This is a genomic window from Brachyspira aalborgi, assembly GCF_008016455.1.
In the GTDB taxonomy this organism is placed as follows: domain Bacteria; phylum Spirochaetota; class Brachyspiria; order Brachyspirales; family Brachyspiraceae; genus Brachyspira; species Brachyspira aalborgi.
Window position 1 is genome coordinate 2,179,388 of sequence record NZ_SAXU01000001.1, and the last position, 17,789, is coordinate 2,197,176.

The following is a 17,789-nucleotide window of genomic DNA, read 5'->3' on the forward strand; positions in this document are numbered from 1 at the left end:
ATGGAAAATTTTGCTAAATTAAAAACGCAGGATATTAAATCCCAAGCCGAAAGGAAAGACATATATTTGGATAACGATTTTATAGCTATAAGCAAATATATTAAAATAACGGACGAAGATATAAACAGATTAAAAAAATGGGATATAAACGAAGTTTTTATTAAAGATTTGGAAAACGAAGACGCCACTCATAACTCCGTTCAAGATTTTGAAAAATTTTTAAGAGAATATAAAGTATTTAAAAATATTTATTTGAATATAATAAAACAAACAAAAAATAATTTGGGAAATTTTAGACATAATAATCTTGTAAATATGAAAGAGCTTAACGAGATTATAGACGGACTTTTAGATATAATGAATAGAAATTTAAATAGTTTTATAGAACTTTTAAGCATATTTAATTTTAATAAAGAAGATTTTTATTATGTTCGTTCTTTAAATGTCTCAATAATATCTTTAATTATAGGCAAGCAAATGAAATTATCCGATGGAATATTAAAGAAACTTGGACTTGGAGCGATTTTATATGATATAGGTTTGGTTAAAGTTCCTGAAAAAATATTAAATAAACAATATAAACATAGTCCCGAAGAATATGCCGAAATTAAAAAACACACCGTTTACGGTTATAAATTAATGAAAAGCAATTTTAGATTTGAAGAAGAGGTTGCCGTAATTTCTTTGGAACATCATGAATATTTTAACGGCAAAGGTTATCCAAGAGGAATATCGGGAAATGAAATACATTTATACGCTAAAATTGTAGCGGTTGCTCATGAAGCGGAAAAGGTAATGAAAAATAGAAGAATAGCTATAGACGAAAAAAGTTTAAATTTTAATAAAAATAATAATAATGTAGAAAAGAAATTATTATTTGACGCGGTTAGGCATATAATACATGGAGCGAAAATTAAATACGACCCTACAATTTCTAAAGTTTTTGTAGCTATATTTAGCGTTTATCCTATAGGTTCTGTCGTTATTTTAAATGACAATAGAAAGGGGTTAGTTTTTGCCACGAATACTAATTTTCCTATAAGACCTATTATAAAAATAGTTTCTGATAATAGCGGAAATATTATAGAAAATGGAGAGGTTGTGAATTTGGTTGAGAATAATCAAATATTTATAAACGGAATAGATAGAGACGATAAATTTTTGGAGGAGGTAGACAAAAAAATATTAAATAAAGATTAAAATATAATAATGAAAAACAATAAAATTATAGGCAATGAAGGAGAAGAAATTGCCTTAAAATATCTCGAAAAACTTGGATTTAAATTACTTGAAAGAAATTTTAGAGGAAAGAATCGAGGAGAGATAGATTTAGTAATGACAAAAGGAGTTGTTATTGTGTTTATTGAAGTAAAATATCGAAGACAGGGAAGTTTTGGATATTCGGCGGACTCTATATCGGAGCGTAAAAAAAAGAAATTATACGAAACCGCGGAAGAATACTTAATTAATAGTGGATTAGGTTTAAATCAAAAATGTTCCTTTGGGGCTGTTTTAATAGACGATACCCTTAATGGCAGAGAAATATCTTTTATAGAAGATATATTTATTTAGGGGTGAGATATGAAAACGGCTGTAGTAATTAACTATAAAAAAATAGATTTATACAAGAAAAAATTAAAAGATAAAAAATATATAGACAAAGCTATTGAAGGATTAGCAGGAGATTTAATAAGCTTTGTAAACTATATAGAAATAGAATCGATTAAAATTAAAAAGAGAATAAAATGAATATAATAGAGAGAGGAAAATTTACTCTACTTCTTGAAAGCGAAAATCTTAAAAGTTTATCCGAAAATTTGGATTGCAATTTTGAAAATGCGGTTAATGAATTATTTAAGATTAAAGGCAGAGTTATAACTTCGGGAGTTGGCAAAAGCGGACATATTGCAAGAAAGGCGGCTGCAACTTTCGCATCAACGGGAACGCCAAGTTTTTTTGTCGACCCTAACGAATGTTTGCATGGCGATTTCGGAATGATAACTAAAAATGATTATTTAATATTATATTCAAAAGGCGGAGAATCGAGAGAGATAATAGAATTAGTAAATTGGTTATGCAGACAAAATATTTCTTATATAGCGATTACCAATGAAAAAGATTCTACTTTATCGAAAAACGCTAAAATAACTTTGCTTACTCATGTAAAAGAAGAAGCATGTCCTCTTAAATTAGCTCCAACGGTAAGCACTACGGCGTCTTTAGGAATATCGGACGCTTTGGCTACGGCATTAATGGAATTAAGAGGATTTAAAGCCGAAGACTTTGCAATATTTCATCCTGGCGGAAGTTTGGGCAGACAACTTGCAAGAGTTAAATCTATAATGCATAAAGATAATTTGCCTATAATCAATTTATCAACCACTTTATATGACGCTTTATTTAAAATAATAGAATGCAAATTAGGAATAGCTATAATAACGGACGATAATAATATTTTAAGCGGAATAATAGTGGATGGAGATTTGAAAAGGCTTTTAATAAAAAATAAATCGGCGGAAAATATTTTATCAAAAAGCGTAGCCGATATAATGAATAAAAATCCTAAAGTTATATACGAAGACACTTTAATAGGAGAGGCTTTGCATATAATGGAAGGCAAAATAACTAATCTTGTAGTAGTTGAAGATACGGATAAAGGCAAAATTCCAATCGGAATAGTTCATATACATGATATATTGAAAATAAAAGCTTTTTAATTTATAAATAATTGCTTTTAAGTATTATTGTTTTACTTTTATTATTTTATTTAATAAAAATTAAAAATAGATTTAAAAATAAATAAAAAAAATGCTTGACTTTTTAAAAATAATTCTTATCTTAAGTATAGAAAATAAATAAAAAAATGTTGGTTAATCCAACGAGGAGAGTTATTATGACTAAAACAAAACAAAACAAAGGTATCTTATATCTATTAGCAGTTGTCATTATGGTGGCATTAATGTCAGTGGCTTGTAAAAAGAAACCTACTCAAGCCGTATCTTTTTCAGAAGCTGAAGATTCAACTGTAGTAGTTGACCCTACGCCGACTCCAGAACCAACTCCAGAGCCTACGCCAACTCCAGAACCAGAGCCTGTAGCTCCTGAAAAACCAGCAGTTCCTGAAAAACCAATTTCTGGATTGACAATTGACCCTAAAGGAAATTTAAGACAATTTGACGGATTCACTTTCATAAATAAAGACGGTGGAATCGCTAAAGTAGGCGGAGTGCCTTATTACATGGAAATAGACGGTATAAGATTCTATCAAGGTTTTGGTCCTGCTTGTAAAGGCGGAAGCTATGTATTGCTTGCTGGCGGAGATAGAGCCGATGTTAAATTATTCGCAAACGGTTATGTAAATATAACTAGAAATGGCAAAACGGTTCAATATATGTTGTTAAGCAAATAAATTAAAAAAGTAAAAAGAGTAGATAATAAGATTTGAGCCTGTCGTTCTTTTGGACGGCAGGCTTTATTATTTTAAAATTATGCATTTAAAATAATCAGGGCATGTATTTCTACATGCCCCAAAAAACCAATGTCAATAAAGGAGGTATACCATTATTGCTTTATAAGAATAATACCCCAGCCGCTATGACTAATCCGCTAACAATAAGAACTATTAAAGTATAACCCATAATATCTCTTGCTCCAAGTTTAGCCAAGCCGAGCGCAGGCAAAGCCCAAAACGGCTGAATCATATTTGTCCAACTGTCGCCGTAAGCTATACACATTGCAGTTTTTGCAGGGTCAACTCCAATCTCTAATCCTGCAGGCATCATTATAGGTCCTTGAACAACCCATTGTCCTCCTCCTGATGGAACGAATAAGTTAACTATTCCCGCGCTTAAGAATGTGAATAGTGGGAAAGTTTTAACAGTTGATATATTTACAAAGAAATTACTTATTACGCTTGCCAAAGAAACGCCTTCTGCAGAAGCTCCCGTCATCATTCCCATAATACCCGCATATAATGGGAATTGTAATATTATTCCAGCGGCTCCTTTAGCGGCTTCACTGAAAGCGTCTATTAAACTTCTTGGCGTTCTATGAAATAAAACCCCAAACATTAAGAATATTAAATTTACAATATTTAAATTCAAATCAAATTTGCCTTGTTTAGCCGAATTAACAAAATAATAAACTATATATGAAAATCCTAATATTGCAAGAATATAGTTTACAAAACAACTATTTTCCAATTTTTCTGCAGGAGTCATTTTTTCAAACTCTTCTTTTGAAACCGCTGAAAAATAAAGTCCGCTTTTAGGTTGCAATTTATTAGGGTCGTCTTTAGATACATCGTCAACTTTTAAATCTTCTATCAATTTTGGGTCGATAACAAATACATCTTCCTCATTTTTAGGATGCATCAAAACATTAATAATTGGAAGCAAAATCCACATTCCAACTACTATGAAAATATTATAACTTGAGAATAGAGTATGACTTACAGGAACGGCTTCAGTCAATGAACCTCCTGTTGCAGATAAATCGCCGCCAGCTATTACCAAAGGAACTGAACCAGAAAATCCAGCATGCCATAAAACGAATCCAGAATATGCCGAAGCAATTAAAAGTCTATAATCTATTGCCTTAACTTTTTTAGCTATTTCTTTCGCGTAAATTGCGCCAATTATTAAACCAAAACCCCAATTCAATATACAAGCCGTATATGAAATTATACTTACCAAAGCTATGCCTTGAGCGGGAGTTTTTGGAATATTTGATAAATGGTCTAGAAGTTTTTTGAATGGAGGCGATAATGCAAGAACATGCCCCGTTACCAATACTAAAACCATTTGCATACTGAATGCAAGCAAACTCCATACGCCTTTTCCCCAATGCCCAACAATAGATATAAAATTTTGTTTTGTAGCAATTAAAGAAGCGATAAATACTATAATTGTTAGAATAACGGCAAAAATGTAAGCGTCAGGTAGGAATTTTTGCATCACCATTGTAGAGGCATTAGCCAAACTTTCAATAAAGCCTCTTTTCTTTTTCACATTACTCATTTTTATCTCCCTTTTTTGTATTTTAATTTTTTGTTTTTTTATTATTGCGAGGACTTAATAAAGCCCCCGCAACGATTATTTTTTATAAAGTATTAACATCTACCTGTTTAGGATTATTAATTATTAAATCCGCTTCGGTATTTGCCTTTATATCCTCTATGCTTGAAGTTGAAAATATTTCCGTAAGTTCTAATCCCTTATCGGTTACTTTCATTACTCCTTTTTCCGTTACTATCATATTAACTTGATTTTTAGCGGTGAGAGGAAGATTGCATTTTTTCAATATCTTTTTATCGCCTTTAGCGGTATGTTCCATAGCGACAATAACCAATTTTGCTCCGACAACCAAGTCCATAGCTCCGCCCATTCCTGGAACCAATTTGCCTGGAACCATCCAATTTGCCAAATTTCCCTCTTGGTCAACTTGCAAAGCTCCCAAAACAGTAGCATCAACATGTCCTCCTCTTATGATTGTAAAAGAAGTGAAACTATCGAAATAAACTCCGCCATCTAATAAAGTTACAAAAGCTCCGCCAGCATTAGTAATATTAGCGCTTTCTTTTCCTTTTTCGGGAGTAGGTCCCATTCCAACCATGCCGTTCTCGGATTGCAATAAAACTTCCACTCCGTCAGGCAAATAGTTTGCAACTTTAGTAGGAATTCCTATTCCAAGATTAACCAAATCGCCGTCTTTTAATTCTTTAGCGACTCTTTTTGCTATAATCTCAACTATTTGTTCTTTTGATAATTCTGCCATGATTAATTCCTCCTTTAAGCCTTTTTAAGCCCTTTAGCTAGATAGTCGTAATCGCTCTTAACTAAATAATCTACAAATACGCGAGGAACGGTTATATTATCAGGGTCTAAAGCTCCGTCCACTATCTCTTTTACTTCGGCTATAACGGTTTTACAAGCCATAGGCATTATCATATTCCAGTTTCTCGTAACGCCATGGTGGTATAAATTACCGTATTTATCCGCCTTATCCGCATAAACAAGCGCTATATCTCCGTATAAAGGCTCTTCAAGAATATATTTCTTGCCTTTAACTTCGATTATTTGCTTGCCCTCTTCAACGAGAGTTCCAATACCCGTAGGAGTTAGTATTCCTCCCAAACCAGCTCCAGCCGCTCTTATTCTTTCGGCTAAAGTTCCTTGTGGCACCAATTCGACATCGATTTCTTTGTTAGTATTTTGTTTCTGAGTTTCGGTGTTAGTTCCGATATGCGAAACTATAACTTTAGAAACTTGACGATTGGTCATTAGCCTACCGTATGATTTGTCGGCAAAAGCTGTGTCGTTTCCAACGAGCGTTAGATTTTTAACTTTGTTTTGGTCTGCAAGTAAATCGGTGATTTCCCATGCAGAACCCCATGCTAAAAACCCTCCAAACATCACTACCGAGCCGTCTTTAATCAAATCGCAGGCTTCTTGTTTTGAAATTATTTTTACCATAAGTCCAATCCTTTCTTTGAATTTTTTTTTTATATTAATACGATTTTACTCGTAGAAATATAGCATGGCTATAAATAAACTACTTTTATAATTTAATTTTGTTTAACATAATTATAATAAAAAATTTTTAAATTGTCAAGCATTACAATGCTTTTTTAACAAAAAAATTTAAAAAATTTAAAAAAATTTGTATAATATAGCCAATTTTTCATAGTTTTTTAAAAAAAAATTTAAATAACGCTTGACTTTATTTATATTTTATAATATGTTAACAATTATAAATCATTAATTTAATTTTATTTATTGCATAATTTATGGTTTTAATTTAACATAAAAAATAATAGGAGAGCCAATTATGATTTCTAACAAAAAAACAATTTTTATTATGATATTAGTTTTTATAACAATCTCTTGCGGATTGCCTAAAAAAGAATATCAAAGAGTATCGGCTTTAAGAGACAAAGTTAATAAATACGAGGAAATTAAAACTTTTGCTCAAAGCGATTTTGATATAGCGGAAAAAGGTTTTGCCGAAGCGGATATTATAATGAAAGAGGAAAACAAAGACGAAGCTAAAAAAGCGAAACAATTATTGCTTGAAGCTGAAACAAATTATAATGCCGTTTTGGATAAAGGATTAGAGCCTTATTCTGAAATTATAAAAAAGCAAATGGACGAATCTTTTACAAACGCTCAAGAGATAAAGGCAGATGTTATGTATGGCGATGAATATAGCAAAGCCGAAACTATGTATAACGAAGCAAATTCTCTTTATAATGCCGAAAAGAAAGATTATAAAGTTATGGTTGAAAAATTATATAATACCAAAGAAGCTTATTTAACTTTATACAATAAAGTAAAAGAAGATTTTAATAAAAGCGATGAAGCTTTAAATAAAGTTAAAGAGAGATTGGCTAATTTGGAAAATATGGTTAAAGAAATAGAAACTTTAGAAAAAGAACAATAATCATTTTTATAATTAATAAAATTTTTAATAAATTTATTTAAGGAGAAAAATTATGAATATAAAAAAAGTAATATCTTTTATAGCTTTAATATCTTTTAGTTGGACGATTCTATTCGCTCAAACTTATGAAGATTCTGCAAGAATAACGGACGAAGCGGAAACTTTGCAAAATGACGGAGAATATCAAAAATCTTATGATAAATCTCAAGAAGCTTCCGACTCGATAGATAAAACTACCACAGACTTATTTTATAAATTAATGAATTTAAGAATAAATAAGGCAAAAAATGATGCTGATAAATCGATAAAAGAAATCAATCAATTAGGCGCTTCAAAAGATAATCAATTTAAGGCAAAATATGACGAAGCCGTTAGATATTTTAACGAAGGCAATAATTCTATAGATTCTCTGCCTTCTCCTGATGAAACCGCTCAAAGCGAAGAGGAATTTATAATCGCTTCAAACGATTTTAATAAAGTTTTTGAATCTTACAGTAACGCTTTGGCTTCTGCAAATAGCGTAAAAGAAGGTTATTTAGGAAGAGAGAGAGCGACTGCTACAAAAACTATTGGAGATGCGAAAGCGAAATATAATGCAGCGTTAAATTCAAGAACTATAACGGCGGGCGATGCGAATGGCAAAGCAATTGCAAGTTCTTTAAGCAAAGCCGAAGAAGCTTTAAAAAATGATAATTTCGCAAGCGTTCAGCAGAATGTGGCGGCTGCATTATCGGCGTTAAATAAAGCTCAAGCTGAGGCGAAGGCAAAAGCAGATGCGGAAGCTAAAGCAAAGGCGGCTGCAGCTGCTAAAGCGAAGGCAGAAGCGGATGCAAAGGCTAAAGCCGAAGCTAAAGCAAAAGCGGATGCGGTAAATAAAGCAAAAAATGATATAGCAAACGCTCAAAAGAAATATGACACTTTACTCGGAGATAAAACTATAATTAAAGGAGACGCTAACGATAAAAGCATTTCCGCTCTTTTAAATGACGCTAATAAAGTTGTTCAAAATGACCCGAAAACGGCAAGCGATAAGGCGATAACGGCTTCAAAAAATATGGATAAAATAGTTTCCGATAGAAGTTTGTCTATTGTAAGAGAAGAAAATGCAAGACATTTGTCTGAATTAAAAGAAAGATATGAAAAAATGCTTAACGATGGATATATAACTAAAGGTAGCGAAGAAGATAAAAATATTTCAAAACTTATAGCGGACGCGGAAGACGCATTAAATAAAAATAATAACGCTTTGGCAAGAGAGAAGATGGAACAGGCTAATAAATCTTTAAATGCTATACAGGAAAGAGGACCTCAAAGAGCGGGAGATGGCGATGTCGTTATAGGAGATACGGGAAGAAATGAAACGGGACAAATAATAGACGGAACAGAAAGACAACCCGTTAATACCGCGGGAAAAATAACCGTTCTTCCTCAATATTATATAGTAGTGAGAAGAGTTCCTTTAACTGACGCTTTATGGAGAATTGCAGGCTATAGTTATATATATAATAATCCTATTCAATGGTATAGAATATATGAAGCTAATAGAAATATATTGAGAGACCCTGATAATCCAGATTTGATATTGCCAGGACAGAGATTAACAATCCCGAGCTTAAACGGAGAAGAGAGAAGCGGACAGTATGACCCGCAATCTAATTACATAACTTATGAAGAAGCTATGCAATTAATGAACGAGCGACAAACTGCTACTAATCAGTAATAGTTAAATACTTTTCATAATCAATAGTCATGCATATTTTATATATGCATGACTATTTTAATTTTAAATTATCGTATTTAAATTAAATATTTTATTTTTCTTTTATTAAAAAGATTTTAATAAAATTTTTTCTAAATTAATATGAATTAAATAATTTATTATTTTTTAAATATGTTTTAATAAATCGGCAACGAAATCATAATTATTCATACTCATTATATGCATTTTCTTACAAACGCTTAACATATCTTTAAATAGATTTGAAGAAAGCTCAAAAGCGACTTTTTTCTCTTCTTCTGCGGATTTTTCGCTTGCGTCTTTTAATTTATTAAGCCATTCTTCAGGTATATAAGCGCCTGGAAGTTTATAATATATAAAATAAGCCGTCTTATAACTTAAAACGGGGAAAAATCCTGGAAATAAAATCGGTTTTTCTTTTAATTTCATTTCTTTTAATGGCATCTCGTTAATCCAATTTAAGAATTTTTTTAAAGTTTCAACTTCGTATATAGGTTGAGTAAATATCGCCTTAACTCCGCTAGCGGTTTTTTTTGAAAGCCTAACTTTAAGCATTTCGTCATTTTTTGAATAACTATTTATTGAGCAGAAAGGATATATTTTTTTAAGAGGCTCTTTAAAAATAAAATTTCCCGCGCTTTTGCCTTCATTTAAATTTTTAATTATTCTTATTAAAAGTTCCGAATTTCCTTCAAATACGCCTTTAGCCTGTTTTTGATTTCCATTAACCACAGGGTCGCCCGTCAAAGCTAAAACCATTCTTATATCAAAATAATTTGCTCCTATTAAATCGTTTTGTAAAGCGATTGAATTTTTATCTCTCATAGTTTGAGTTATTATAAAAGGTTTTTCGGTTTTTAATCTTTGAGATAATTGCAAAGATGAGAGTATTGGCGAGATTTTTAAATTTGCAAAAGGAGAATCGGGAATAATAAAAGCGTCAATATATTTTTCTATATTTGAAGATTTTATTTTTTCTACTAAATATCCTAAATCGGATTTTGCCTGCGGAGTTACCTCTAAAGTAAAAGTAAATTCTTTTTCGTTTTCTAATTTGTTAATAAAGTTTTCTACGCTATTCATAAATATTATATTATGTTTGTATTTTAAAAAAGTCAATTATTTAATATTCGTTTATTTGTCAAATTTAAGTATTGTAATTTTTATTAATATAAATTATTATTAAATTCAATTAAATAATTAAAATAAAACGGCAGAAAATTATGAAGAAAATATTAAGCAAGATAAACGAAAGAAAAATATATTTTTTAATTTCCATTTTAATATTTATAGCGGATATTGTTTCAAAATATTTTATAGATAAATATTTACAACCAATATATCTTAAAAAAATTATAGGAAATTTTTTAATTTTCGCATATACGAGAAATTACGGAGTAGCTTTTGGTTTTTTGAATAATTTGCCAGAAGTTATTAAAAATATTATGCCTACGCTTTTAAAAATTATAGTGTCTGCGGCTATGATTTTAATATTTTTCATTATGCTTTATATTAATCCAAAAAAACAAAAATTTTCAATGATAGGTTTTACTATGGTTTTAGGCGGAGCTATCGGAAATTTGCTAGATAGAGTTATAAGAGGGTATGTGACAGATTTTATAAGTATGGGGTTTAATGAAACTATTCGATTTCCATATCATTATAATATTGCAGACGCTTCAATTACAATAGGAATTGTCTTTATAGCAATCGGAGTTATTTTATTTAAAGAAGATTTTGAAAGTAAAACTAAACCCGAAGAAACTATTGAAAATAATGAAGAAAATAAAACTTTATGATAAATGATGAAGAAAGTTTTTTAATAACGGAATTCAAAACAGAAAGAGAAGAAGATTTAAATAAAAGACTCGATATTTTTGTAAGCGAAAAACTTAATATAACGCGCTCTCAAGTAAAAAACTATTTAAACTCTATAAAAGTAAACGGACAGAAAAAAAAATTATCTTATTTATTAAAATTAAACGACATTATAATTATAGAAAATGAAAAAAAATTTATTAAAGAAAATTCTAAAGAAGAACCAAAAGCGGAAAATATTTCTTTAAATATAATATACGAAGATAAATATTTAATTATTATAAATAAGCCTAATAATATGAGTGTTCATTGTTCGGTGTCTGAAATGAGCGGAACTTTAGTAAACGGTTTGCTTTATAATATAAAAGATTTTGATTTTACGGGAAATAAAAACAGAGCGGGCATAATTCATAGACTCGATAAAGATACTTCAGGGCTTATAATAGTTGGAAAAAACGCAAATATAGTTTCGTCTATTCAAGAGCAGTTTAAAAAAAGAACGATAAAAAAAATATATCATGCAATATTAGTAGGAATATTAAAAGAAAATTTTTTAGAGATTAATTTACCGATTGGACGACATAATTTATACAGAAAAAAAATGACGGTTAGAGAGGATGGAAAAGAAGCTTTAACTTATATAAAAGTTTTAAGAAGATTCAAAAATCATACTTTAGCCGAAATAAATTTAAAAACGGGAAGAACGCATCAAATAAGAGTTCACTCCTCTTATAAAGGTTTTCCCATTGCGGGCGATAAAATTTATTCTAAAAGTTTTTCAAAATATAAAGGCTTAATGCTTTTGTCAAAAGAAATAGAATTTATGCATCCTATTACAAAAGAGAAAATGAATTTTGAAATAGATTATCCTGAATATTTTAAAAATTTTTTGCATTCAAACGAAATATAAAAAACATTATAAAATTTAAAACTATTAAAATAATTTTAATTTTATGTTTTTATAATTTATAACAATTTAAATTTATTATAAAAATTATTACTCTTCTATTTTCAAATGCAACTCTTCAAGCTGCTCCTCATCCACAGTGGAAGGACATCCGCTCATTAAACATTGTCCTTTTTGAGTTTTAGGAAAAGCTATAACTTCTCTTATGCTGTCTTGTTTTTGTAAAAGCATTACTACTCTGTCTATTCCGAAAGCCATTCCGCACATTGGAGGAGCGCCATATTTCAAAGCGTCAAGCAAGAATCCGAATCTCTCTTTCGCTTTTTCTTCGGATATTCCAAGCAAATTAAATATTTTAGCTTGCACAGAACTATCGTAAATTCTCTGTCCGCCGCCGCCGATTTCATTTCCGTTTAAAACCAAATCGTAAGTGTCGCTTCTAACTTTCAAAGTATCGCTTTCAAGTATCTCCACATCTTCTGGAACTGGAGCGGTAAAAGGGTGATGAGTCGCAGAAATTCTTTTTTCTTTATAATCGTATTCAAATAAAGGAAATTCTACAACCCATAAGAAATTTAATTTATCTTTATCGATTAAATTTAATTTTTCGGCTACTTTAATTCTCAAATTTCCCAAAGCGTCAAAAGTAATTTTCGGAGTATCAGCAACAAAAAATAATAAATCGCCTTTTTCGGCTTTCGTAGTTTCAAGTATTTTATTTTGATTTTCTTTTGAAAAGAATTTCACTATATTCGATTCTAATCCGTTTTCCGTTACTCTCATCCAAGCGAGTCCTTTAGCTCCGAATATTCCAACATATTTTGTAAAATCGTCAATATCTTTTCGGCTTAATTTTTCTCCGCCTTTTGCATTTAAACATCTTATTATAAATTTATTATCCAAAGCGTTTTTGAATACTGCAAAATCGCATCCTCTAACGGCATCTTCAACATTTATAAGTTTTAATTCAAATCTTGTGTCGGGTTTGTCGCTTCCGTAATTTTCCATAACTTCTTTATAAGATAATCGAGGCAAAGGCAAAGGCAAATCAAAATTATAAACCTCTTTTACGATATCGGCTATTACTTTTTCCATTATTGATAAAAATTCATCCGTGCTTAAAAAAGAAGTTTCAATATCGACTTGAGTAAATTCAGGCTGTCTGTCCGCTCTCAAATCTTCGTCTCTGAAACATTTCGCTATTTGATAATATCTATCGAATCCGCTTATCATAAGTATTTGCTTAAAAATTTGAGGAGATTGAGGCAAGGCGTAAAAATCTCCCTCGGATAATCTTGAAGGCACTAAAAAATCTCTCGCTCCTTCGGGCGTGCTTTTATTTAGAATCGGCGTTTCAACATCAATAAAACCGTTTTCCGCCAAATGTTTTCTAAAAGCGTTTGTAATTAAAAATCTATAATATAAATTATTAAATATCTTAGGGCGTCTTAAATCTAAATATCTATATTTTAATCTTATCTCTTCGTTAGTGTCTATATCGTCTTCAAGCATAAACGGAGGAGTTTCTGAAGTATTTAATAATTCTAATTTTTCAACCATAACTTCAATTTCGCCCGTTGGAATTTTTGGATTAATCATTTCCTCGCTTCTCGCTCTAACTTTTCCTACAACGCTTATAACGAATTCGCTTCTTAAATCTTGAGCTTTGTTATGAGCTTCTTCGTTTACTTGAGGATTAAAAACTATTTGAGCGAATCCCGTTCTGTCTCTCAAATCTACAAATATAACTCCGCCATGGTCTCGTCTTCTTAAAACCCATCCCGCTAATTTTACTTCTTTTCCTATATCGTTTTTTGTAAGTGTTCCATTATAAGCGCTTTTAAACCTCATTTTAAAATCCTTTTTTCTTTATATTATTTTTTACTTCAAATTTATTTTTAAATTGGATTAAATTATATTATGAATAGACATAAAAATCAATTTCAAACAATGGGTTGCAACCCGTTGTTAATCAAATTTTTTTAAAATCCCAATTCTTCGTTAATAAATATTATATGAATTCTATCTTTTATATGGCATTTATTTATTATAACCGTATAAGCGCACATTCTTTTATCGATTTCGCAATTATCTTTGCAAATCATATCTCCAACCGCGCATGGATTATCCACTTTAAATCTTATTGAATTTTGAGCCGCCGCAATATCTTTCGCTCTTTTCAAAGCTTCTTTTTCGGTATTTGCCAATTTATTTTTTCCAACAATTAAAAATACTTTTTTAGGTCCGTAAATAACCGCAGCCGTTCTATTTCCCGAACCGTCTATTTCAATAACATCTCCGTTTTTGCTTATAGCGTTTGCCGAACATAAATAAACATCTGAACTAAAAGCCTTTATTTCCGCGTCCGTTTTTAATTCTTTTTTATTTCTATCGACAAAATTTTTATAGCCTTTCAAATCTTCCAATATTCCCATTTGATTAACAGAAGAACTTCCGCCGAATGTAATAATATCTTCTTTTTTTATTTTCGATAAGACAAATTTTTTAGCTTCTTCTTTATTTGAAAAACTATTGAAAGCGAAACCTTTTCTTTTAAAATTCTTTCTTAAAATATCGCTTAAATTTTTAAAATATTCTTCTTGAACTGTCATAATATAATCCTTCATTTAATAATTAATTATAATTTATGATATTATAAATAATTAAAAATTCAATATAAAAAAGCGTTGTCATTTAAAAAGACTTGTAAAGGGGCAAATAGCAAAAGTCATATTGTTATTAAAATTTTTTGTCATTACGATAAAGCATATTTAAAAAATTTAATTTTAAAAATTTGATTTCTTTAATAAATTTTTTAATAGCGGATTGATTGTCTTCTAACCGACTTGTCGCGCTATCGCTAGCAATGACGATTTTTAGAAAGAAACAGAAAATTTTGAATTTCTTTATAATAAAGAATTAACTTCTATCTTTTACCGCAGACAAGCATTATTTTTTATTAAGGTATAATCAAAAACCTTGTGCTTGAAAGGATTATACTTAAACATAAACATATTAAAGCGATTATTATAAAAGGTTTATACAATTCTTTGTATTGAATTAAATTATCGTCTAATATCGGTTTTTTTTCTATTCTGTCTATCGTGTTATAAACATTTTCAAGCGCCGCTCCCGTTTTGGCGTTAAAATATTTTCCGCCCGTTAAGGATGCGATATTTATTAAAGCTTCTTCGTTTAAAGTAAAATCCGCTCTTATTCTTCTTCTGCCGTAATCGGGGTCATTATATGTAACCCAAGCGCTACTTCCAGCCGCATCTCCAATTCCTATTGTATATATTTTTATGTTGAAATTTGACGCTATCTCGGAAGCTAATTTTGGGTCAATTTCGCCCGAATTATTTTCTCCGTCAGTTAAAAGTATAATAATTTTTTCGTTATCGTTTTTAATATTTCTCAACATATCTACTGCGGTTGCAATTCCAAGTCCGATTGAAGTCGAACCTTCTTCGTCTATTTCTATTTTTTTAATTTCATTTTCTAAAGCGTTATAATCAAAAGTCGCGGGAAGTAAAACCGAAGCCCTTAAAGCAAAAGCGACTAAACTTATTTTATCGAAATTTCTTTTTTTTATAAAATCAATCATAGTTCTTTTTGAAGCTTCTAATCTTGTAGGACTCATATCTTCCGCCATCATTGAAGGCGAAACATCGACAACTAAAGAAATATATATTCCTTCTCCATTTATATCTGACAAATGCTCAACTTTAACGGGTCTTGCCAAAGCTATGATACTTAAAAAAAGAGCGATTATTATTAAAGCGAAAGGGATATCTTTAACATAGTATTTAGATTTTAAAACTTTAGACATACTAACTCTCGGATGTTTTATAGAATACGAATGATTTTTTCTAGTTTTTATATATAAGAAAATTATAACGGGAATTGCAAATAATATAAATAAAAATTTTGGATTGACAAATATCATTTAAGAATCCGCTTTATATAAAAATCCTATAACTATTAATATAATTCCAACTAACATTGTGAAAGGAGCTAAAAATCCCATAAAACCTTCGGGACTTTTTCCAACCATAAATATAAAAAGAAAACTTAAAGCGAATATAATAAGTCCTATCGCTAAAATAATGCCGTTCTTTTTTGAAATTTTATCGCTATTATTTACCATATTTTTTTAATGATTTTTATATTTTATTTTTTGCTCGGAGCCGGAATCGAACCGGCACGGTCGCAAGGACCAGCAGATTTTAAATCTGCTATGTCTACCAATTCCATCATCCGAGCCAATCAATTAAAAAATTATACAATGTTATTATAAAAAAAGCAAATTTATTTTATCATAATTCATATAATAATTAATAAATTTTAAAATAATAATTTCATATTCAAATTTTATGGATTAATAAAGTTATCATAATTTTTATTAAATTATATCTTTCAAAAAAGAAAGGAAATATTTTTATATCTTTGCCGATAATGAACAAATCTTTTATTCAGTATAACGCTCATAGAGTATATACATTTGATATGATAAAAAGCTATTTTAAAGGATGCACTTTACATCAATTTTCAAGATTGAATTTACAAAATAAGCCAATTAGTAATGCATCCGATATAGAAGAAAATCATTTTTCAGAAGGGCTTTTTTGGTTCATAAAAAATTAAAAATACTTTTAAACCGTTTTTAAATAATAAATTCAAAAAATATCTTAAATTTGGAAGATATGTAAAATTCACTGATAGAGGCGATACTACTTGGTGTCATTTCTTGTTTATACCAGCAAGTAGAAATTAAGTTAATAAATTTGTAAAATTTTGTATATTCTAAAAAGGAATTCTTTCAAATTGAGTGAGCGCCTTTGTTTTATTAGGCTTTTAGAAAAGCGAGAAAAAATTTCTGTTCTTTGTTCTAACAAGAAAAAAGAACCATTAATCTTGCTTTATTTATAGAAAAAAACAAAGATTTTGACAAATAAAAATATTCTATTATAATTTACTCATTATGCATATTATTTCAGGTTATAAAAAAAATAAAAAAATAATTACTCCGAAAAGAGATTTTAGACCTACTCAAAGCAAAGTTAGAGAGGCTTTATTTAATATAATCGAAGTTAAAGATAAAATATTTTTAGATTTATGTTCGGGTAGCGGCGCTATAGGTTTTGAGGCTTTAAGCAGAGAGGCAAAATATTGCATTTTTATCGAGATAGACAGAGAAGCTATTAAAAATATATTTACTAACGCGAAAAATATTTTTGAAGATGAAAGTAAAAAATATAAAATAAAAAGAATCTCCGCCGAAGATTTTGCAAAAAGAACAAATGAAAAATTTGATATAATTTATTTTGACCCGCCTTATAATTCAAAAATTTACAATTCTGTAATATCGTTAATAATAGAAAGAAATTTATTAAACGAAAACGGATATTTAATAGTAGAATTGGGATACGAATATTATAAAAAATTTGTGGAAAATTTTAATAATATAAAATGCGATATAAAAATCTATGGCGAGACAGTTTTAATAATTTTTGAGAAAAGAAATTTATAATTGATATTATATTAAAATAATGATATACTAAAATTATGCGGGAGAGACTAATTTGTTTATGTTTTATTTTATTTGTATTCTTATTTGGAATTGCAATTAAAATATTTCGGATTAATACAAATGCGGAAGAAAAGTATATTAATATTACCGTTAAAGGAGCGGTTATGAATTCTGGAACATACTTTTGCAAATACGGAATATCGTTCGCTGAAGTTTTAGAAACTGCGGGCGGAATTAAAGACGGCGGATATTTGCCCGAAGGCTTTGATTATAATATGCCAATAACCGAAGATATTATAATTAATATACCGAATAGATATTCAATCATAAGAAAGAATTTTGAAGAGAAGTAAATT

General features: G+C 29.7%; 20 protein-coding genes and 1 tRNA gene. 12 read left to right on the forward strand and 9 right to left on the reverse strand.

The features are described 5' to 3' along the window. The 5 genes from EPJ79_RS09835 to EPJ79_RS11775 all read left to right on the forward strand — a co-directional run bounded on the left by EPJ79_RS09835 (window position 1) and on the right by EPJ79_RS11775 (window position 3,409). A complete protein-coding gene (locus EPJ79_RS09835; RefSeq protein WP_147739364.1) occupies window positions 1-1,200 on the forward strand; it encodes an HD-GYP domain-containing protein in 1,200 nt (399 codons plus the stop codon). Between the two features lie 9 nt (window positions 1,201-1,209). Further along, window positions 1,210-1,572 (forward strand): YraN family protein, encoded by a 363-nt coding sequence (locus EPJ79_RS09840; RefSeq protein ID WP_021957838.1) that lies wholly within the window; start codon window positions 1,210-1,212, stop codon window positions 1,570-1,572. Window positions 1,573-1,581: 9 nt separating this feature from the next. Next, the gene (locus EPJ79_RS11690; RefSeq protein ID WP_167497318.1) at window positions 1,582-1,749 is read left to right on the forward strand and encodes a hypothetical protein; all 168 of its coding nucleotides are present in this window, start codon (window positions 1,582-1,584) and stop codon (window positions 1,747-1,749) included. Then, the gene (locus tag EPJ79_RS09845) at window positions 1,746-2,717 is read left to right on the forward strand and encodes a KpsF/GutQ family sugar-phosphate isomerase (RefSeq protein WP_147529157.1); all 972 of its coding nucleotides are present in this window, start codon (window positions 1,746-1,748) and stop codon (window positions 2,715-2,717) included. Before EPJ79_RS11690 ends, EPJ79_RS09845 begins: the two co-directional genes overlap by 4 nt. 176 nt (window positions 2,718-2,893) lie before the next feature. Beyond that, entirely contained in the window at window positions 2,894-3,409 is a 516-nt protein-coding gene (locus tag EPJ79_RS11775) for a hypothetical protein (RefSeq protein ID WP_147561767.1), read from the forward strand. Window positions 3,410-3,569: 160 nt separating this feature from the next. Here the strand turns inward: EPJ79_RS11775 and EPJ79_RS09855 are convergent, their stop codons facing one another. The 3 genes from EPJ79_RS09855 to EPJ79_RS09865 form a co-directional block, all read right to left on the reverse strand. Then, window positions 3,570-5,018 (reverse strand): short-chain fatty acid transporter, encoded by a 1,449-nt coding sequence (locus tag EPJ79_RS09855; protein ID WP_147739365.1) that lies wholly within the window; start codon window positions 5,016-5,018, stop codon window positions 3,570-3,572. A gap of 82 nt (window positions 5,019-5,100) precedes the next feature. Beyond that, window positions 5,101-5,775 (reverse strand): 3-oxoacid CoA-transferase subunit B, encoded by a 675-nt coding sequence (locus EPJ79_RS09860; RefSeq protein WP_147739366.1) that lies wholly within the window; start codon window positions 5,773-5,775, stop codon window positions 5,101-5,103. A 14-nt stretch (window positions 5,776-5,789) separates the two neighbouring features. After that, the gene (locus EPJ79_RS09865; protein ID WP_147739367.1) at window positions 5,790-6,473 is read right to left on the reverse strand and encodes a CoA transferase subunit A; all 684 of its coding nucleotides are present in this window, start codon (window positions 6,471-6,473) and stop codon (window positions 5,790-5,792) included. A gap of 355 nt (window positions 6,474-6,828) precedes the next feature. Here EPJ79_RS09865 and EPJ79_RS09870 point away from each other — a divergent pair, with 355 nt between their 5' ends. Both EPJ79_RS09870 and EPJ79_RS09875 read left to right on the forward strand, forming a co-directional pair. Further along, on the forward strand, window positions 6,829-7,440 hold the full coding sequence (locus tag EPJ79_RS09870; protein ID WP_147526341.1) for a hypothetical protein: 612 nt from the start codon (window positions 6,829-6,831) through the stop codon (window positions 7,438-7,440). A 52-nt stretch (window positions 7,441-7,492) separates the two neighbouring features. After that, window positions 7,493-9,160, forward strand: coding sequence for a LysM peptidoglycan-binding domain-containing protein (locus EPJ79_RS09875; RefSeq protein WP_147718725.1), 1,668 nt, complete (start codon window positions 7,493-7,495; stop codon window positions 9,158-9,160). 165 nt (window positions 9,161-9,325) lie between these two features. Here the strand turns inward: EPJ79_RS09875 and EPJ79_RS09880 are convergent, their stop codons facing one another. Then, complete coding sequence (locus tag EPJ79_RS09880; RefSeq protein ID WP_147739368.1) at window positions 9,326-10,261, reverse strand: methylenetetrahydrofolate reductase; 936 nt, start codon at window positions 10,259-10,261, stop codon at window positions 9,326-9,328. Window positions 10,262-10,401: 140 nt separating this feature from the next. On the opposite strand from EPJ79_RS09880, the gene lspA reads away from it, so the two are divergent. Together lspA and EPJ79_RS09890 are read left to right on the forward strand one after the other, a co-directional pair. Beyond that, complete coding sequence (lspA, locus tag EPJ79_RS09885; RefSeq protein ID WP_147739369.1) at window positions 10,402-10,977, forward strand: signal peptidase II; 576 nt, start codon at window positions 10,402-10,404, stop codon at window positions 10,975-10,977. After that, window positions 10,974-11,906: an RluA family pseudouridine synthase gene (locus tag EPJ79_RS09890; protein WP_147739370.1), complete on the forward strand. Its 933-nt coding sequence runs from the start codon at window positions 10,974-10,976 to the stop codon at window positions 11,904-11,906. Before lspA ends, EPJ79_RS09890 begins: the two co-directional genes overlap by 4 nt. An 87-nt stretch (window positions 11,907-11,993) precedes the next feature. Here the strand turns inward: EPJ79_RS09890 and aspS are convergent, their stop codons facing one another. From aspS to EPJ79_RS09915, 5 genes are all read right to left on the reverse strand, one after another. Beyond that, window positions 11,994-13,754 carry an aspartate--tRNA ligase gene (gene aspS / locus EPJ79_RS09895; RefSeq protein WP_147739371.1) on the reverse strand — a complete coding sequence of 587 codons (1,761 nt, stop codon included), beginning with the start codon at window positions 13,752-13,754 and terminating at the stop codon, window positions 11,994-11,996. A 131-nt stretch (window positions 13,755-13,885) separates the two neighbouring features. Further along, the gene (locus EPJ79_RS09900; protein WP_147739372.1) at window positions 13,886-14,515 is read right to left on the reverse strand and encodes a lactate utilization protein; all 630 of its coding nucleotides are present in this window, start codon (window positions 14,513-14,515) and stop codon (window positions 13,886-13,888) included. Window positions 14,516-14,862: 347 nt separating this feature from the next. Then, a complete protein-coding gene (locus EPJ79_RS09905; RefSeq protein WP_147739373.1) occupies window positions 14,863-15,849 on the reverse strand; it encodes a vWA domain-containing protein in 987 nt (328 codons plus the stop codon). Next, a complete protein-coding gene (locus tag EPJ79_RS09910; RefSeq protein ID WP_147527500.1) occupies window positions 15,850-16,050 on the reverse strand; it encodes a hypothetical protein in 201 nt (66 codons plus the stop codon). Window positions 16,051-16,081: 31 nt separating this feature from the next. Next, window positions 16,082-16,166 (reverse strand) — tRNA-Leu (locus EPJ79_RS09915). 192 nt (window positions 16,167-16,358) lie between these two features. Between EPJ79_RS09915 and EPJ79_RS09920 the strand changes: the two genes are divergently transcribed. The 3 genes from EPJ79_RS09920 (at window position 16,359) to EPJ79_RS11850 (ending at window position 17,786) form a co-directional block, all read left to right on the forward strand. After that, the gene (locus EPJ79_RS09920) at window positions 16,359-16,547 is read left to right on the forward strand and encodes a hypothetical protein (protein WP_147739374.1); all 189 of its coding nucleotides are present in this window, start codon (window positions 16,359-16,361) and stop codon (window positions 16,545-16,547) included. A gap of 337 nt (window positions 16,548-16,884) precedes the next feature. Further along, window positions 16,885-17,433, forward strand: a complete 549-nt coding sequence (gene rsmD, locus EPJ79_RS09925; RefSeq protein ID WP_147739375.1) for a 16S rRNA (guanine(966)-N(2))-methyltransferase RsmD — start codon at window positions 16,885-16,887, stop codon at window positions 17,431-17,433. A 164-nt stretch (window positions 17,434-17,597) separates the two neighbouring features. Further along, window positions 17,598-17,786, forward strand: a complete 189-nt coding sequence (locus EPJ79_RS11850; protein WP_244289099.1) for a hypothetical protein — start codon at window positions 17,598-17,600, stop codon at window positions 17,784-17,786. Window positions 17,787-17,789 lie beyond the last annotated feature (3 nt).

What these genes read in the sequence shown, in the direction of transcription:
- EPJ79_RS09835 (WP_147739364.1), top strand. Translation starts at nt 1, where the DNA reads ATGGAAAATTTTGCTAAATTAAAAACGCAGGATATTAAATCCCAAGCC.
- EPJ79_RS09840 (WP_021957838.1), top strand. Translation starts at nt 1,210, where the DNA reads ATGAAAAACAATAAAATTATAGGCAATGAAGGAGAAGAAATTGCCTTA.
- EPJ79_RS11690 (WP_167497318.1), top strand. Translation starts at nt 1,582, where the DNA reads ATGAAAACGGCTGTAGTAATTAACTATAAAAAAATAGATTTATACAAG.
- EPJ79_RS09845 (WP_147529157.1), top strand. Translation starts at nt 1,746, where the DNA reads ATGAATATAATAGAGAGAGGAAAATTTACTCTACTTCTTGAAAGCGAA.
- EPJ79_RS11775 (WP_147561767.1), top strand. Translation starts at nt 2,894, where the DNA reads ATGACTAAAACAAAACAAAACAAAGGTATCTTATATCTATTAGCAGTT.
- EPJ79_RS09855 (WP_147739365.1), bottom strand. Translation starts at nt 5,018, where the DNA reads ATGAGTAATGTGAAAAAGAAAAGAGGCTTTATTGAAAGTTTGGCTAAT.
- EPJ79_RS09860 (WP_147739366.1), bottom strand. Translation starts at nt 5,775, where the DNA reads ATGGCAGAATTATCAAAAGAACAAATAGTTGAGATTATAGCAAAAAGA.
- EPJ79_RS09865 (WP_147739367.1), bottom strand. Translation starts at nt 6,473, where the DNA reads ATGGTAAAAATAATTTCAAAACAAGAAGCCTGCGATTTGATTAAAGAC.
- EPJ79_RS09870 (WP_147526341.1), top strand. Translation starts at nt 6,829, where the DNA reads ATGATTTCTAACAAAAAAACAATTTTTATTATGATATTAGTTTTTATA.
- EPJ79_RS09875 (WP_147718725.1), top strand. Translation starts at nt 7,493, where the DNA reads ATGAATATAAAAAAAGTAATATCTTTTATAGCTTTAATATCTTTTAGT.
- EPJ79_RS09880 (WP_147739368.1), bottom strand. Translation starts at nt 10,261, where the DNA reads ATGAATAGCGTAGAAAACTTTATTAACAAATTAGAAAACGAAAAAGAA.
- lspA (WP_147739369.1), top strand. Translation starts at nt 10,402, where the DNA reads ATGAAGAAAATATTAAGCAAGATAAACGAAAGAAAAATATATTTTTTA.
- EPJ79_RS09890 (WP_147739370.1), top strand. Translation starts at nt 10,974, where the DNA reads ATGATAAATGATGAAGAAAGTTTTTTAATAACGGAATTCAAAACAGAA.
- aspS (WP_147739371.1), bottom strand. Translation starts at nt 13,754, where the DNA reads ATGAGGTTTAAAAGCGCTTATAATGGAACACTTACAAAAAACGATATA.
- EPJ79_RS09900 (WP_147739372.1), bottom strand. Translation starts at nt 14,515, where the DNA reads ATGACAGTTCAAGAAGAATATTTTAAAAATTTAAGCGATATTTTAAGA.
- EPJ79_RS09905 (WP_147739373.1), bottom strand. Translation starts at nt 15,849, where the DNA reads ATGATATTTGTCAATCCAAAATTTTTATTTATATTATTTGCAATTCCC.
- EPJ79_RS09910 (WP_147527500.1), bottom strand. Translation starts at nt 16,050, where the DNA reads ATGGTAAATAATAGCGATAAAATTTCAAAAAAGAACGGCATTATTTTA.
- EPJ79_RS09920 (WP_147739374.1), top strand. Translation starts at nt 16,359, where the DNA reads ATGAACAAATCTTTTATTCAGTATAACGCTCATAGAGTATATACATTT.
- rsmD (WP_147739375.1), top strand. Translation starts at nt 16,885, where the DNA reads ATGCATATTATTTCAGGTTATAAAAAAAATAAAAAAATAATTACTCCG.
- EPJ79_RS11850 (WP_244289099.1), top strand. Translation starts at nt 17,598, where the DNA reads ATGAATTCTGGAACATACTTTTGCAAATACGGAATATCGTTCGCTGAA.